Genomic DNA, 14,622 nt, shown 5'->3' with positions numbered 1-14,622 from the left:
CCGCGTGAACCAGTCCCGCCCCAAGGTCCGGCGCAGCCGTGCGCTGGGCATCCCGCTCACCCCCAAGGACGTCCGCTACTTCGAGCGGCGCCCGTTCCCGCCCGGGGAGCACGGCCGCAAGCGGAAGACCACCAGCGACTACAAGACCCGGCTGCTGGAGAAGCAGCGGCTGCGGGCGCAGTACGACATCAGCGAGACGCAGCTGCGCTCGGCGTTCGACCGGGCCAAGCGTGGTGGCGGAAAGACCGGCGAGCAGCTGATCACCCAGCTGGAGTCGCGGCTGGACGCCACGGTGCTGCGGGCCGGCTTCGCGCGCACCATCTACCAGGCCCGGCAGGTGGTCAGCCACCAGCACGTCGTCGTCAACGGGCAGCGGGTCGACCGGCCCAGCTACAAGGTGCGCGCCGGTGACGTCGTCGCGATCGCCGACAAGAGCAAGCAGAAGCCGCCGTTCCAGGTGGCCGCCTCCGGCGCGCACGCCGTCGCCCCGGGCTACCTGGACGTCTCTATCGCCGACCTGGTCTGCCGCGTGCTGCGCGAGCCGCGGCGCGACGAGGTACCGGTCGTCTGCGAGGAGCAGCTGGTCGTGGAGTACTACTCCCGCTGACCTACCCCGGCGCCGGCGTCCGCGGACGGCGGCGCCGGTCCGCTGTTCAGCCGCAGTGCCCAGCCGGGGGCGTTGCCCCTGCGGGACAGGAGGAGCCCCGACAGCGCCGGCATCCACAAGTGCCGGAGACCTCGCCCCAGTCGTCCTCGAGGACGACGGACATGGCCGCCGCGACGCCGGGGATCAGAGACCCGCCCGCCACCCATCAGGCCGGCAGCGGCAGCCCGAGGACCAGCACCCCGATGACCACCCACGCGGCGGTCCCGCGGTCACCTGCGACCGTGCGCGATCCGTGGCCAGGACGGTCGGCCGGTCACCACCAGCCGAGCGCGGTGGCGCAGAAGCCCCCGGCGAGTAACACGCCGGTGATCATGTCGCGGATCGAGGATCTGCGCAGGTCACCGGCGCGGGGAGCTCACTCGCGCAGGTCCTCGTCGTCCACCGGGACGACGGCCTGCTGCTCGAGGACGTCGTACTCGTCGGCCTCCGCCGTGGTCCCGCGGAAGCCGCCGGAGCTGCCGGGCACCGCGGACAGCTGCTGCTCGATCGCATCGGCCTCCGGCACCCCGTCACCCGGCGGGGTCGCCTCGTCGGCGAGCTCCGGGGCGCCCGGGGTCACGAGCTCCTCCTGCTCCTGCCGGTCGGCCTCGGTCGCGTTCGGCTCGGTCACGGCCGTCTCCTTCCCGTCAGGGAGCCCGGCCCTCGCCGCCGGTGCTCGCCGTTCCCACCTGCCCGGATGTCGGTCCCGTGACACCCCGGCCGATGATCACGCGCGATCCGGCACGTGACCAGGGGGCCGTGGGCATGCACAATCGTGCGCGTGTCAGCTGCCGGCGAGTACGAGTACGCCCCGCTGCGCATCCCGGCCGACACCTCACGCGCGGCCGCGGCCCAGCTGATGAGCATGCAGGCCGACACCGGTGGCTGGGAGCTGGCCCGTCTCCAGCTGCACGCCGACGGGTCCCGCAAGATCATCATGCGCCGCCGGATGCGCCTGTCCTACCTCCCCCGCCCGATGATCTGAGCGTGCACACCTGCCCCCGACGCCACCGGTCTGCCATGGTCTGCCCCTGATCGCAGAGGCGGAGATGGGCGGGCACCCCAGTGGGCCGACGCTGAGCCAGTCGGTACAGCGCGCCCTGCACCTCGTGGAACTGGTCGCCGACTCCGCCGTGGCCCGGCCCGGCCGGGCGCCCGCGCACTGATCCGGGGCCGGCTCCTCCCACCGCCCCACCGGTGCCGCTGAGTGATAAGCCGAGCACGGTCCGTCGTCGGCTCGGCAGGCGACGGCCCTCGACCCGGCTCCGGCTGTGCTCCCCCGGCCGGGCCGGGCCACGCTCAGCAGCACCGGGTCCGGGACGGACCCGGTCGTGGGACGTAGGGGGACGACATGCGCCAGCACTCGACGAGGCCCACGGCCAGGACCGGGCCACGAGCCGTCACCGTCGGCACGGCCGTCGGCCTCCTCGCCGCGCTCCTGCCGGTGTCCGGCGCCCAGGCCGCCGACCCGAGGTGCGCGGACCGCGGCAACGACACCTACGAGGAGCTGCTCGACTGCGTGACCCTCGCGGGGGTCCGGGCCCACCAGCTCGAGCTGCAGGAGATCGCCGAGGACAGCACCGATCCGCACTACCCCGGCAGCCGGGCCGCGGGCACCGACGGCCACGCCGACAGCGTCGACCACGTCGCCGAGCTGCTGGAGGAGGCCGGGTACGAGGTGACGCTGGACCCGGTCGAGTTCGACTTCATGTTCCCGGCCGTGCTCCGCCAGGTCACCCCGGCCGAGTCCGACCTCGAGACCGGCGCCTTCACCGGCAGCGAGCCCGGCGAGCTGACCGGCCGGCTCGTCCCGGTGGACGTCAACCTGACCGGGGATCGGGCGTCGACCAGCGGCTGCGAGGCCGAGGACTTCACCGGGCTGGACCTCGGCGGGACCAGCGACATCGCGCTGATCCAGCGCGGCACCTGCACCTTCGGCCTGAAGGTGCAGAACGCCCAGACCGCCGGCGCCGAGGCCGTCATCGTGTTCAACCAGGGCAACACCCCCGAACGGGAGGGCGTGTTCGTCGGCGACGTCACGTTCCTGGACCTCGAGCAGACGATCCCGTTCGACGCGGCGATCCCCGTCGTGGGGGCCTCCTTCGCCGACGGGGAGGCCCTCTCCGCCCCGGGCTCGACGGCCTTCGTCCGGGTGCTGCCCACCGAGCGGCGGACCGACCACAACGTGGTCGCCGAGCTGCCCGGCACGAACGCGGACAACGTCGTCATGGCCGGCGCGCACCTGGACAGCGTCACCGACGGGCCCGGCATCAACGACGACGGCTCCGGGACGGCGGCGCTCCTGGAGACCGCACTGATGATCGCGCGCTCGGAGCCGCAGAACACCGTCCGCTTCGCCTTCTGGGCCGCCGAGGAGATCGGGCTGCTCGGTTCCGCGGACTACGTCGGCGGGCTGTCGCAGGCCGACCTCGACCGCATCGCGCTGTACCTGAACTTCGACATGGTCGGGTCGCCCAACCACGTCTCGATGATCTACGACGCCGACGAGACCACCTTCCCCTCCGCCGACACCGGCGTGACCATCCCACCGGGGTCCGCCGCGATCGAGGACCTCTTCGAGTCCTGGTACACGCTCGTCGGGGAGCCGTACGACGACAAGGCGTTCGACGGCCGGAGCGACTACCAGGCGTTCATCGACCGGGGCATCCCCGCGGGAGGCGTCTTCACCGGCGCGGAGAGGGTCAAGACCGACGCGCAGGTGGCGATCTGGGGCGGTACGGCCGGGCAGCAGTTCGACCCCTGCTACCACCTGGCCTGCGACACCGCCGAGAACGTGAACGAGGACGCGCTGGAGCGCAACAGCGACCTGATCGCCTTCGCGGTGCTGACCTACGCCTTCTCCACCGAGTCCGTGAACGGTGTCGCCGGCAGCGCCGTCCCCGGCCCGGCGGTCGAGCTGCCGGCGCCCGAGGGGCCGCGGGGCACCTTCGTCACCACCGGGTAGGGGTTGTCAGGGGCGCAGGACGACCTTGCCGACGGTGCTCCGGTCGGCGATCGCCGCCATCGCCGCCGGCAGCTGTGCCAGCGGCAGCACGGACCCGACCAGCGGGTCGATCGCCCCGTCGGCGAACAACCGGCACAGCTCCTCGTGCACCATCCCGATCCGCGCCGGGTCGTGCGTGCGGTACAGCCCCCAGTGCAGCCCGACGACGCTGTAGTTCTTCACCAGCGCGTGGTTGGCCGGCACCTGGGGGATGCGCCCGCTGGTGAACCCGACGACGACGATGCGGCCCTCGAACGCGATGCACCGGCGCGACCCGTCGAAGACGTCGCCGCCCACCGGGTCGTAGACGACGTCGGCACCGTGCCCGCCGGTGATCTCCTTGACCAGCGGCACGAAGTCCTCGGCCGTGTAGTCGATGACGTGGTCGGCGCCCAGCTGCCGGCAGACCTCGGTCTTGCGCTCCCCGCCCGCCGTGGCGATCACCCGCGCGCCGGCGGCCTTGCCGAGCTTGATCGCCGCCGAGCCCACGCCCCCGGCGCCGGCGTGCACGAGCAGCCACTCCCCCGCCTGCAGCCCGGCCCGGCGGTGCAACCCCACGTACCCGGTCTGGTGGGTCAGGTACAGCGACGCGGCCTGCTCGTCGGACATGTCCGCGGGCACCGGCCACGCCGCGGCGGCGTCGATCAGGGCGTAGTCGGCGAACGCGCCCGGCCCGCCCGATGGCGACCCGAGCACCCGCTGATCGGTGCCGACCACTTCGCCGCACAGTTCCACGCCGGGGGTGAACGGCAGCGGCGGGCGCTCCTGGTACTGCCCCCGCGTCATGAGCACGTCCGGGAAGTTCAGACCCGCCGCCCGCACCCGCACCAGCAGCTGCCCCGGGCCCGGCTCGGGCCGGTCGACGTCGTCCAGGGACATGACCTCGGCCGGGTCGCCGAGCGAGTGGACCCGCCATGCGCGCATGGCCGGGAATCTGCCAGAGTAGCGGGCCCGCGGGTCCGGCGGGTCGGGTCGCCGGCCGGGCGGCGGAGGTTAGGCTCCCGGCAGTCGTGTGGGTCCAGCGCGTCCCCGGCACCGGCTCGAGATTGCGAGGACGCGGGTGGGTCGGGCACTGAGCAGGCGGCATCTGCTGCCCCTGGGTGTCCTGGTCTTCTGCGGCGTGCTCAACTTGGTGAGCGAACGCGGCCAGGTGGTCGTCGGGGTCTTCGCCATGGCGCCACTGGTGGCCGCCATCGTGCTCGGGCGGCGGGCGACCGCCGTGTACGCCGTCGCGGCGGTGGTGCTCGCCGCGCTCATCGGTGTGGTCGGGGACCAGTACACCGCGGGCCTGGTGGTCGCCCAGTCGCTTCGCCTGCTGGGTGTGACCGTGGGCGGGTGCCTGGCGCTGTTCGCCTGCACGCTGCGGCTGCGCCGGGAGGAGATGCTCACCCGGCTCAGCGCCGAGGCAGCGGAGACCCGCAGCGCGGTCCGGATGGCCTGGACCCTGCAGCGGGCGCTGCTCACCGACCCGCCGACCGTGCCGGGGCTGGAGATCGCCGTCCGCTACCTGCCCGCCGTCCAGGACGCCCAGGTCGGCGGTGACTGGTACGACGCCTTCCCCGTCCCCGACGGCACGACGATGCTGGTCATCGGGGACGTCGCCGGCCACGACGTCGCCGCCGCCGCGACCATGGCCCAGGCCCGCGGCGTGCTCCGCGGGATCGCGCAGACGGTCGCCGGCTCCCCCGCCGCGGTGCTGAGCTCCCTGGACCTCGCCCTCGAGCGGCTGGAGGTGTCCCCGGTGCTGACCTCCACCGTGGCGACCGTGCGCCCCGGCCCCGGCGGTCCGGCGCGGGTGCGCTGGTCCAACGCCGGCCATCCGCCGCCGGTGCTGCTGTGCGCCGACGGCCGGGTGCGGGTGCTGGACCGGCGGCCGGAGATGCTGCTGGGCACCGGCTGCCCGGTCGTGCGGAGCGACCACGAGATCGACCTGGGTCGCGGCGACACCCTGCTGCTGTACACCGACGGGCTCGTCGAGCGCCGCGGCGCCTCGCTGGACGAGGGCACTGCATGGCTGGCGGAAGCGCTCGCCGGGCTGGCCGGGCAGCCGCTGGAGGTGCTGTGCGACGCGCTGCTGGAGGGGATGGCCGGCCGGGTGCCCGACGACATCGCCGTCCTCGCCGTCCGGACCTGCTGATCCGTCAGCGCCGCCGCAGCGCCTCGGGGACGACGGCGGTCTCCCCGCTCGCCGTCTTCGCGCTCGGCACGCCCTGGAAGCGGTAGGGCACCGCGCCGATCCCCGGCTGGACGACGTAGGCCGCGCCCGGCTCGGCACCCATCCAGGCGGCGAGCATGGCCTCGGCGACCTCCCCGGCGGAGAGCACCGGGAAGCCGGCCACCTCGAACTCGGCCCGGATCGGGTCGATGATCGCGGTGTCGGCGAAGCCCGGGCAAATCGCGGAGATGGTGATGCCGTCGCCGGCCAGCCGCGGCCCGAGGGACCGGACGAACGCGACCGCGCCGGCCTTGGCGACGCTGTAGCCGGGATCGGTGGTCATCGGCGACAGCCCGGCCAGGGACGCGGTGACCACGATCGAGCCCCCGCCGGCGCGGCGGAGGGCCGGCAGCGCCGCCTCGGTGCCGTACACGACGCCGAAGAGGTCGACGTCCACCACGCGCAGGAACTCGTCGACGTCCAGCGCGTCCGGTGACCGGCCGGCGATGCCCGCGTTGAGGAAGGCGACGTCCAGCCGGCCGTGGTCGGCCTCCACCTGCGCGACCACCGCGGCGTTGGCGGCTCGGTCGGTGACGTCCAGCGGGAGGAAGTGCACCCCGAGGTCCCGGGCGGTCTGCCGCGCCCGGTTCCCGTCGAGGTCGGCGAGCACGACGGTGAGGTGGCGGTCGGCGAGCAGGCGGGCCAGGGCACGGCCGAAGCCGCCGGTCCCGCCGGTGATCAGGGCGACGCTGCCCGGCACGGGGGTCACGCCTTGCGCAGGAACCGGTCGAGCACGCGGATGCCGAAGTGCAGCGAGTCGACCGCGATCCGCTCGTCGATGCCGTGGAACAGCGCGGCGAAGTCCAGGTCGGCGGGCAGTTTCAGCGGGGAGAAGCCGAAGCAGCGCATGCCGAGGGTCTCGAAGCTCTTGGCGTCGGTGCCGCCGCTCATGGTGAACGGCACGGCGCGGGCGGCCGGGTCCTCGGCCCGCAGCGCCTCCACCATCAGGTCGACCGAGGGCCCGTCGAACGTCGTCTGCACGGCCTGGTCGTAGGTGATCCACTCGCGGGTGACGCCCTCGCCGATGGCCTCGTCGAGCTGCTTCTCGAACTCGGCTTCCTGGCCGTAGAGGAACCGGCCGTCGACCACCGCGCTGGCGGAGCCGGGGATGACGTTGGTCTTGTAGCCGGCGTCGAGCATCGTGGGGTTGGCGGTGTTGCGGAGCGCCGCGCCGATCATCCGGCTGATGCCGCCGAGCCGGGCGAGCGCCTGGTCCGGGTCATCGGGGTCGATCTGGACGCCGTAGGCCTCGCCGACCTCGGCGAGGAACTGGCGCATCGGCGGGGTGATCACGGTCGGGAGCCGGGTGGAGCCGATCCGGGAGACGGCCTGGGCGAGCCGGGTGACGGCGTTGTCGTCGTGCACGAACGAGCCGTGACCGGGCTTGCCCTGGGCGGTGAGCCGCATCCAGGCCAGGCCCTTCTCGGCGGTCTGCACGAGGTAGAGGCGCAGGTCGTCGCGGACGGTGATGCTGAACCCGCCGACCTCGCTGATCGCCTCGGTGCAGCCCTCGAAGAGGTCGGCGTGGTGGTCGACCATGAAATGGGCGCCCTTGCGGCCGCCGGCCTCCTCGTCGGCGACGAACGCGAGCACGATGTCCCGGTCGGGCTGCACGCCGGTGCGCGCCCAGTCGCGGACCAGCGCGAGGGTCATCGCGTCCATGTCCTTCATGTCGACCGCGCCGCGGCCCCAGACGTAGCCGTCCCGCTGCTCGCCGCTGAACGGGTGGACGCTCCACTCCGACGGGTCGGCGGGGACGACGTCGAGGTGCCCGTGCACCAGCAGTGCCGGGCGGTTCCGGTCGGTCCCCTCGATCCGGGCGACCAGGCTGGCCCGGCCGGGCTCGGACTCGTGGATGACGCTGCTGATCCCGACCTCGTCGAGCTTGCCGGCGACCCACTCCGCGGCGGCCCGCTCCCCCGCGCTGGTGGCGGTGTCCCCGGTGTTGGTGGAGTCGATGCGGATGAGCTCCGACAGCAGGTCGGCGACCTCCTGCTGGGCTCCGGCGAGGGGCGTGGGGGTCGGCTGGGACATGCCGACGATCCTGCCACCGGACCGCGTCCCGAGCCGGGGGCGGCCTCGGTTATGCTCATCCCCGACGTGCTCCGGTGCGTCCACCTTGTCCGGGTGGCGGAATGGCAGACGCGCTAGCTTGAGGTGCTAGTGCCCTTTATCGGGCGTGGGGGTTCAAGTCCCCCCTCGGACACAGCTGCGATGTCGTGGGACACCGTTCACAGGTGTCCCGCGACATCGTTCACGTTCGGGCCTGTGGCTGGTAGTCCCGGGTCGGGTCGAGGGTCGGGTTTCGGAGGAGCCGTCCGCTGGTGCTGAGCACGCGGATGTGCAGGTCGTGGACCAGGACGAGCACTGTGGTGCCGGCGTGGCGGCGCCCTAGGCCGATGTGGTGTAGCCGGCTGTTGTGGCGCAGGCTGAGTTTGCCGTTGGTGTCGATCTTGTCGTGGCGGATCCGGAAGTGGCCGTCGATCAGCGGAATGCCGGTGGCGGTGGCCTTGGGTCGGGCGGCGTAGGCCTCGGCCGGGGTGCGGCGGCCCAGGGCCCGGTGTGGCCGGACGGTGTTGTAGTAGTCGCGGAACTGATCCAGCAGCTGCTGCAGATCGGTCAGGCTGGCGGCCATCGGCTGATTGGCGAGCCATTTTTTTCTGGGTCTGGTGGAAGCGTTCGACCTTGCCGCAGGTCTGCGGGTGGTAGGGCCGGGAGTGGCTGAGCAGCACGCCGCGGGCGTGCAGGGTCACCTCGAGCATGACTCGGCCGCCGCCGCGGAAGCGGCCGGTGAAGACGGCGCCGTTGTCGGTGAGCACGCCGGCGGGATCTCCGTACTCGGTGACGAGGGCCCGGTAGCCGGCGTCGATGGTCGGGGTGGTGAACCGCCGGGTGGCGGTGCTGGTCGGGCAGTAGCGGGAGTGGTCGTCGAGCCAGTTGCAGATCTCGGCATCGGTGCCGTCGGCCAGCGGCCAGTGGGTGATGTCGGTCTGCCACCGTTCGTTGGGCTGGGCGGCCTCGAACCGGACGTAGCTGCTCTTGGGGCGCTTGTGCGGCTGCGGGGTGACGAAGCCGCGGGCGGTGAGGATCCGCCAGATGGTGGAGACCGCCGGGCTGGCGCCGTGCCGGCGGGTCAGTTGGGCGGCGATGGTGGCCGCGCCGGCCTCGTGCTCGTGCCGGTCGAGGTCCTTGCGGATTGCGACGATCTCGTCCTCGAGCGCGTCGGCGGTCCGGGTCGGGCTCCGCAGCGGCCGTCGGGAGCGGGGCTCCAGACCCGCCTCGCCCTCGGCCAGGTAGCGCTGGACCAGGGTGATCACCCAGCGGCGGGAGACGCCGTAGTCCCGGGCCACCTCACTTCTGCTCCGACCCTCGACCAGCACCGCGGTGACCACCAGCTGCGGCATCCCCATCGTCCACCCCCGGGCTCAGGTGTGAACGATGTCCCGAGACAGGTGTGCACGATGTCCTGAACTCAGACACCCCCTCGGACACAACCTCACCCCGGTGTTCCTGCAGCTCAGGAGCCCGGGTGTTTCTCTGTCAGGGTCCCTGTGGCCCGCGTGATACCCGCGTGATACTCCGCGCCTCCGATCAGCCCTCGAGCAGCGCCGCGAAGCGGGCGGCCGCCTGGCGGCCCATGCCGGGGTGCACGTGCTGGTAGACGGTGAGCGTTATGGTGACGTTGGCGTGCCCAGCAGCCCTGGGACGACCGTCACCCAAACGCCGTCGGCGAGCAGCGTGGCGTGGGTGTGGCGGAGGTCGTGCAGCCGGGTCACCGGCAGTCGCCCTCCCCCAGTGCCTTGCGCGCCTGGAGGATGCAGTCGGCGAACGACCAGCCCGCATGCTGCCGGACGAGTTCGGGTCGCATTGACGAGACGGTGACGGCGCCGTGACGGGGCTAGACCTACTGTCCCGAGTAGCGCCCGCAATGTCCGGGCGATGATGCCGAGTGGTGACGGTCCATGGCGCTGATCCGTCCTCTGCAGCCGAATGTGGCTTGGGTGGCCGCCGCCCTCTTCGGAGCGATCGGCGTGTTCGCCGCCTGGGTGGGCCTGCTGGACTTCCTGTCCGCCGCCAACCTGCAGTACAAGTTGATCGGGCTTGCGTTCGCGGTGGCCGGGCTGGTGCTGCTCGCGGGCAGCGCGGTAATCGCGCGGGAGCCGTGGCGGCGGAAGCGGGGCCGGGTCGCGGCCGTGGCCGCAGGCGTCGCCGGGGTGTTCGTCGGCGGCTACCTGCTCCTCATGCAGTACCGGGCGCCTGGCCTCTCGCCCCGTCGCCTGCCGCCGTTCCCGGCGTGGGTGCCGTGGGCCGCCATCGTGGTGGTGTCGCTGGCGGCGGCCGTCCTCGGCTGGTGGAGCACCAGGGCGCACGCCGCCGAGCAGCTGACCTGGACTGCGGTCGGTGGACGGCTGTTCGCCGGAGGGCTGTCCGTCACGGTGCTCTTCGGCGGGGTGCAGTGGTGGTACACGCAGCAGTACCAGCCGGGCACGATCGCGGCGGCCTTGACCGTCACGACCGAGCTGAGTCCGGCTCCGGCAACGGCGGGTGAGAACGCCGGCGAGTCGTCGGACCCGCACATGTTCGAGGGCACGATCACCGTGCAGAACGTCAGCTCCACGAAGGTCTTGATCGTCAGCTCCCTCTACGAGGTCACGGCGGTCACCCACGGCCTCCGTGGCGAGATCGACGGCATCAACGACGTCGACCGGGAACGGCAGCAAGTGGCCTGCTTCCTCGAGGAACTGGCGCCCGTGACCGACCCGGAGTGCGACCAGCCCCACATCTACCGGTACGGCCAGTTCAGCGCCGGGGACCGGAGGGCCCAGGACGTCTACCCCATCTCCCGCACCAGCCAGCCGACGGCGTTCCGGATACTCCAGCTCGGACAGGTCGTCCGTGACGGTTCCTGGCTGGAGCCCCAGGAGACGTTCCAGCACAACCTGGTGGTCCACGTGCCGGAACACGAGGAACCCAGCGGGTCCCCCGGCCTGGAGGAGCTGCAACTGTGGACACAACTGGCCGTCGCCCAGGGATCGCGACTGGTACTCGAGCGGGTCCCGAGCCACGGGCCGGAGATGGTGCCGCAGGCGGTCGTGAGCAACGAGGAGTACCGGGACTACAAGGCGGCCGAGGACGCAGTCCAGCCCGGCGGAGCGCAGGCCCACGGGAGCGCTGATGACACCACCACCGAGCCTGACAGCACCGTCGAAGTGGACATCGGACGCCGGGACGCGTATTACGAGGAACTCACCATGCCGAGGAGTTCGGACGAAGCTCCTCCGCTTCCTGAAGCCGAGCAGGCGAGGTCACCCCGCTACTACCCCCACCGCTACACCGTGGTCGAGTGGCCGATCGAGGACCTGAGCACCCTCCATCGACTCGTCTGGGGGTCCCACGTCGTCAACACGGTCCAGGTGCTCAGCGAGCGGCTGTACGACCCCGCGAAGTTGGTTCCTCTCACGGAGGTCGAGCGGTCCGGGATGGCCACGTGCATCAGTCCCGCCGGCACGTTGGAGGGCAAGGCCGAGGACTCCGAGATCCGACGCGACCCCACCGCGGTATGCCCCGGTACGTGGTACTCCCTCGCCGACGAGGAGGGCCGCGTGGCGAACTCCTACGAGCGCCTGTACCAGGAGAAGACCAAGTACGGGGAGGACATGGCGGACTTCTACGGGCTCGTTCAGACCGGGTCGCTGGACGTGGTGTCATTGACGACCGAGACCGAGGCCGAGGCAGCGGCCGCCGCGACCACGATGCCCCCCTCGACGGATTTCCACCACCTTCCCAGCGATGTCTTCCAGCAGTGCGAACCAGCGCTGCAGTACGCGAAAACGCTCACGGACTTCTACGGGACCTACATCCAGAGCGCCTTCGACCGGCGTGTCGGCGAGCTGCGTGGGGCCTCTCCCGACGGGACGGGTGGCGCGCCGACGCTCGAGCAGGGTGTCGAGTCAGCTGATGTCCTCGACGCGTACGTCGATATCGCGAACAGCGGGCTCCTGGCCTGCAGTGAGCTGGAGGCACCGGAGGACACCCCTGCGGCCTCGTGCCCCCAGGCCGCGGCCGCCAAGATCGATGCCCTGCGGTACGCCCAGGACGTCGGTCGTGCGCTGCGGGAGGCCGAGCCGACGGATGCCTGGGTCCAGCGCGGGACGGAGGCCGTGCAGGCCCACCAACGCGCCGAGGGGGTGGTCGACGAGTGGCTCGTGACATGCCGTTGAGAGCGGGACACCGTCCGGGGCGGACGGCACACTGCCCGGCCACCGGGCGAGGTCGCACGACACCCGGGCTCGGTGCAGGGCGTACCGACACGCTGCAAGTACGTAGTGCCGACATGTGCGGCTCCGGTGCTCGCTAGGGCTCTGGATCCGCCTCTTCCGAACCTGCGGTCACCGGACGCGGTGGCCGCTCCGACCGGCGGGAACCCCTTGGGGGGCAGCGATGTCAACAACGCTCATCCGCCGCATCGGCTCCGCCGCCGCGGTCCTCGTCGCGTTCCTCGCCCTGATACCGGCGGCTCAGGCGAGTCCGGCCGACGACGAGCCGGTCACAGTGGACACCGAGCTGGTGGGCACACAGGCCGCGCTCGTGCGCATCAATGTGATCGCGGACGTGACCATCGCCCACGTCAACCACTCCACCGGCGACGTGGTCATCCACCAAGAAACCTATGAGGTGCCCCAAGCTGAGGCGACCGGGGTGCTGGTGACCGGGGACGGCGTCGTCGCGACGCTGTACCGGCTGCTCCGGGAGGACCTGGACACGGTGACCGTCCCGGCCGCCAACCGACTCTTCGTCGAGCAGATCGGCGCGCAGTTGGTGGATGGAAACGACACGACCGGCCCCACACACGCGACGGATCCCGCGATCGACGAGCATCTCCAGCACTGCTACCGGCGGGTCGAGCACTGCATCGTCGTCCCCCACGAACGCTATGAGGTCGTGTTGCTCAGCGCGGACACGCAGGACCCCGTGCCGGCCACGCTCGTCAACCAACCGTCAGGCCCGACCGACGTGGCGCTCCTGCGCATCGGCGCTGGAGGCCTGCCGACCGCCAGCCTGACCCCGACCCAGGAGCCCGTCGATGACGCGGCGGTCGCCGGACTCGAATGGGAGGTGTCGCAGTCGGATCCGGCCACGCGCACCCTGCAGCCCGCAGGCGAACCGGTGCGGCTGGACGGCAGCAGGCTGACAGGGGGCCAGACCCTGACGAGCTCGCTCGCCGGTGGGCTCAACGGCGGACCCGTCATCGACCGGGCCACCGGCGGCGTGCTCGCCCTGGCCGACTGCGACCCGTCCTTTGTCGTCTCCGCGGTCGGGGCCGCCAGCATCCAGGCCGCGCTGGTCGGCGCCGGCGTCACGGCTACGCGATCCGGCTTCGACATTGCTTTCGCGGACGGGCTCGCACAGATCAACCGGGGGGAGTACGCGGCAGCTGCCGAGCGGCTGCAGACGGCGACGACCTACTTCGACTCGGCTCTCGCCCGCGACTACCTCACGTTCGCCCAGGACAACGCCGCCGCCCAGGACGACCCCGTGGGCAACCCCACGCCCGACGACGGGGGCATCCCGTGGTGGATGTGGGGCGTGGTGGCGCTTCTCGTGCTCGGCGCGCTGACCGCGGGGCTGCTGATCGGACGACGTCGCCGCCCTGCCGGCTCTGACGACAGGCCCGCACCTCCCTCGGGGGCCGGCCACAGCCCCGGCGACGCCGAGCACCATGTCGTCGGGACGTCCGGCCCGACGGATGGATCAGCGCCCATCGCAGGGAACGCGTCCGCTGGCCCGCGAGATGCTGACCGGTAAGACACCCTCCGTCCGGGAACGAGGCTCCCCGGTCGTGTGGGAAGACATGGACGTCGCTCCGCTGCGGACGACGGCGACCCAGTGGCAGGCGTCGTGCCGTGACCGGTCGGGGAAAAGGCCGCGGCCGTGAGCGCCGACGAGGGTTCGTCCGCGGAGGTGTATCCGTTCGCCAACAGGAGGGCACCCCGCCGGGAGGCCTCGACTCCACCTCGTGAGGACGCTGCTCCGGTCAGCACGCCGTCCGCCCCCTCCTCGGAGCCGTCCGGAGAGCCGGTGGCACCCGCCCGACAGCGACGCCGGTGGCCGCTGTGGGTCGTCGTCGGGGCGGTTCTGCTGGTGGCCGCCGTGGTGCTCCTCGTGCTCTGGCGACCGTGGGAGCGGGAGCCCGACCGGGTCACGCGGCAGCTTGAGGTCGGCGGGTACTCGGCGGACGTTCCGCGCGACTGGGAACCTTGGCGCCGGCCGGGGATCGAGGGTCAGACCGTGTTCGCCCCGGTCGACTGGTCCGGGATCTTCCTCGGCGAGCCGGGCACATCGAGCGAAGCGGCCATCGCGGCTCAGCGGGAACCCGGGTCGGTGGTCGGCCTGTACATCGCCGAGAAGCCCCTGCTGAACGCGAGCAACCCAGTGGAGCAGGGAGAGCAGATCCGGGCGTCCTTGCCCTCCAGCACGATCTCTCCACCCGGCGACCAGACCGAGATAGCCGGCCGCGACACCAGCACCTTCGACGGGAGTCTGCAACTGACCCCGGGCGAGGTGCTGCACCTGCACTTGTACTTGATGGAGGGACCCACTCCGGTACTCCTCGTCTTCTTCGCTCCAGCCCATGTGGACCACGCATGGTTGCCGACGTTCCACCAGGTCACTGTGTCCATACGGGACTAGGGCGTGTCTGACGGATCTTGGGGTCGGACGGCGGCAGGGTGCAGTCGATGCGACAGCATCGAACCG

The 14,622-nt window shown here is 71.9% G+C and carries 12 protein-coding genes, 1 tRNA gene and 2 pseudogenes; 8 read left to right on the top strand and 7 right to left on the bottom strand.

All coding sequences use genetic code 11. The annotated features are described in order from the left end of the window. Positions 1-4: 4 nt before the first annotated feature. On the top strand, positions 5-607 hold the full coding sequence (rpsD, locus tag HK417_RS12290) for a 30S ribosomal protein S4 (protein WP_222266802.1): 603 nt from the start codon (positions 5-7) through the stop codon (positions 605-607). Positions 608-1,022: 415 nt separating this feature from the next. Here rpsD and HK417_RS12285 read toward each other — a convergent pair whose 3' ends face one another. Continuing rightward, positions 1,023-1,277, bottom strand: a complete 255-nt coding sequence (locus tag HK417_RS12285; RefSeq protein WP_222266800.1) for a hypothetical protein — start codon at positions 1,275-1,277, stop codon at positions 1,023-1,025. 150 nt (positions 1,278-1,427) lie between these two features. Between HK417_RS12285 and HK417_RS12280 the strand changes: the two genes are divergently transcribed. Beyond that, positions 1,428-1,631, top strand: a complete 204-nt coding sequence (locus tag HK417_RS12280; protein WP_222266798.1) for a DUF5703 family protein — start codon at positions 1,428-1,430, stop codon at positions 1,629-1,631. A 366-nt stretch (positions 1,632-1,997) separates the two neighbouring features. Further along, positions 1,998-3,611: a M20/M25/M40 family metallo-hydrolase gene (locus tag HK417_RS12275; RefSeq protein WP_222266796.1), complete on the top strand. Its 1,614-nt coding sequence runs from the start codon at positions 1,998-2,000 to the stop codon at positions 3,609-3,611. 6 nt (positions 3,612-3,617) lie between these two features. Here HK417_RS12275 and HK417_RS12270 read toward each other — a convergent pair whose 3' ends face one another. Then, positions 3,618-4,574 carry an NADPH:quinone oxidoreductase family protein gene (locus HK417_RS12270; protein ID WP_222266794.1) on the bottom strand — a complete coding sequence of 319 codons (957 nt, stop codon included), beginning with the start codon at positions 4,572-4,574 and terminating at the stop codon, positions 3,618-3,620. Positions 4,575-4,710: 136 nt separating this feature from the next. On the opposite strand from HK417_RS12270, the gene HK417_RS12265 reads away from it, so the two are divergent. Further along, the gene (locus HK417_RS12265; protein WP_308123539.1) at positions 4,711-5,787 is read left to right on the top strand and encodes a PP2C family protein-serine/threonine phosphatase; all 1,077 of its coding nucleotides are present in this window, start codon (positions 4,711-4,713) and stop codon (positions 5,785-5,787) included. A gap of 4 nt (positions 5,788-5,791) precedes the next feature. Here the strand turns inward: HK417_RS12265 and HK417_RS12260 are convergent, their stop codons facing one another. Together HK417_RS12260 and HK417_RS12255 are read right to left on the bottom strand one after the other, a co-directional pair. After that, entirely contained in the window at positions 5,792-6,574 is a 783-nt protein-coding gene (locus tag HK417_RS12260) for an SDR family oxidoreductase (protein WP_222266792.1), read from the bottom strand. After that, positions 6,571-7,899, bottom strand: coding sequence for a M20/M25/M40 family metallo-hydrolase (locus HK417_RS12255; RefSeq protein WP_222266790.1), 1,329 nt, complete (start codon positions 7,897-7,899; stop codon positions 6,571-6,573). The genes HK417_RS12260 and HK417_RS12255 overlap by 4 nt, the downstream gene beginning before the upstream one ends. An 87-nt stretch (positions 7,900-7,986) precedes the next feature. On the opposite strand from HK417_RS12255, the gene HK417_RS12250 reads away from it, so the two are divergent. Then, positions 7,987-8,071: transfer RNA gene (locus HK417_RS12250), tRNA-Leu, on the top strand. A 48-nt stretch (positions 8,072-8,119) separates the two neighbouring features. On the opposite strand, the pseudogene HK417_RS12245 reads toward HK417_RS12250, so the two are convergent. From HK417_RS12245 to HK417_RS25350, 3 genes and pseudogenes are all read right to left on the bottom strand, one after another. Beyond that, positions 8,120-8,512, bottom strand: a pseudogene (locus HK417_RS12245) (integrase core domain-containing protein); the annotation flags it as partial. Positions 8,513-8,576: 64 nt separating this feature from the next. Continuing rightward, positions 8,577-9,269: pseudogene (locus HK417_RS26935) on the bottom strand (helix-turn-helix domain-containing protein); the annotation flags it as partial. A 187-nt stretch (positions 9,270-9,456) separates the two neighbouring features. Then, positions 9,457-9,585: a hypothetical protein gene (locus HK417_RS25350; RefSeq protein ID WP_261326480.1), complete on the bottom strand. Its 129-nt coding sequence runs from the start codon at positions 9,583-9,585 to the stop codon at positions 9,457-9,459. Positions 9,586-9,866: 281 nt separating this feature from the next. Between HK417_RS25350 and HK417_RS12235 the strand changes: the two genes are divergently transcribed. The 3 genes from HK417_RS12235 (at position 9,867) to HK417_RS12225 (ending at position 14,556) form a co-directional block, all read left to right on the top strand. Continuing rightward, positions 9,867-12,086: a DUF5353 domain-containing protein gene (locus HK417_RS12235; protein WP_222266786.1), complete on the top strand. Its 2,220-nt coding sequence runs from the start codon at positions 9,867-9,869 to the stop codon at positions 12,084-12,086. A 331-nt stretch (positions 12,087-12,417) separates the two neighbouring features. Further along, entirely contained in the window at positions 12,418-13,671 is a 1,254-nt protein-coding gene (locus HK417_RS12230; RefSeq protein ID WP_222266783.1) for a hypothetical protein, read from the top strand. Between the two features lie 273 nt (positions 13,672-13,944). Next, positions 13,945-14,556 (top strand): hypothetical protein, encoded by a 612-nt coding sequence (locus HK417_RS12225; protein ID WP_222266782.1) that lies wholly within the window; start codon positions 13,945-13,947, stop codon positions 14,554-14,556. The last annotated feature ends 66 nt before the right edge of the window (positions 14,557-14,622 follow it).

The organism is Modestobacter marinus (assembly GCF_019799945.1).
Classification (GTDB): domain Bacteria; phylum Actinomycetota; class Actinomycetes; order Mycobacteriales; family Geodermatophilaceae; genus Modestobacter; species Modestobacter marinus_B.
This window is presented reverse-complemented; position numbering and strand designations above follow the sequence as displayed.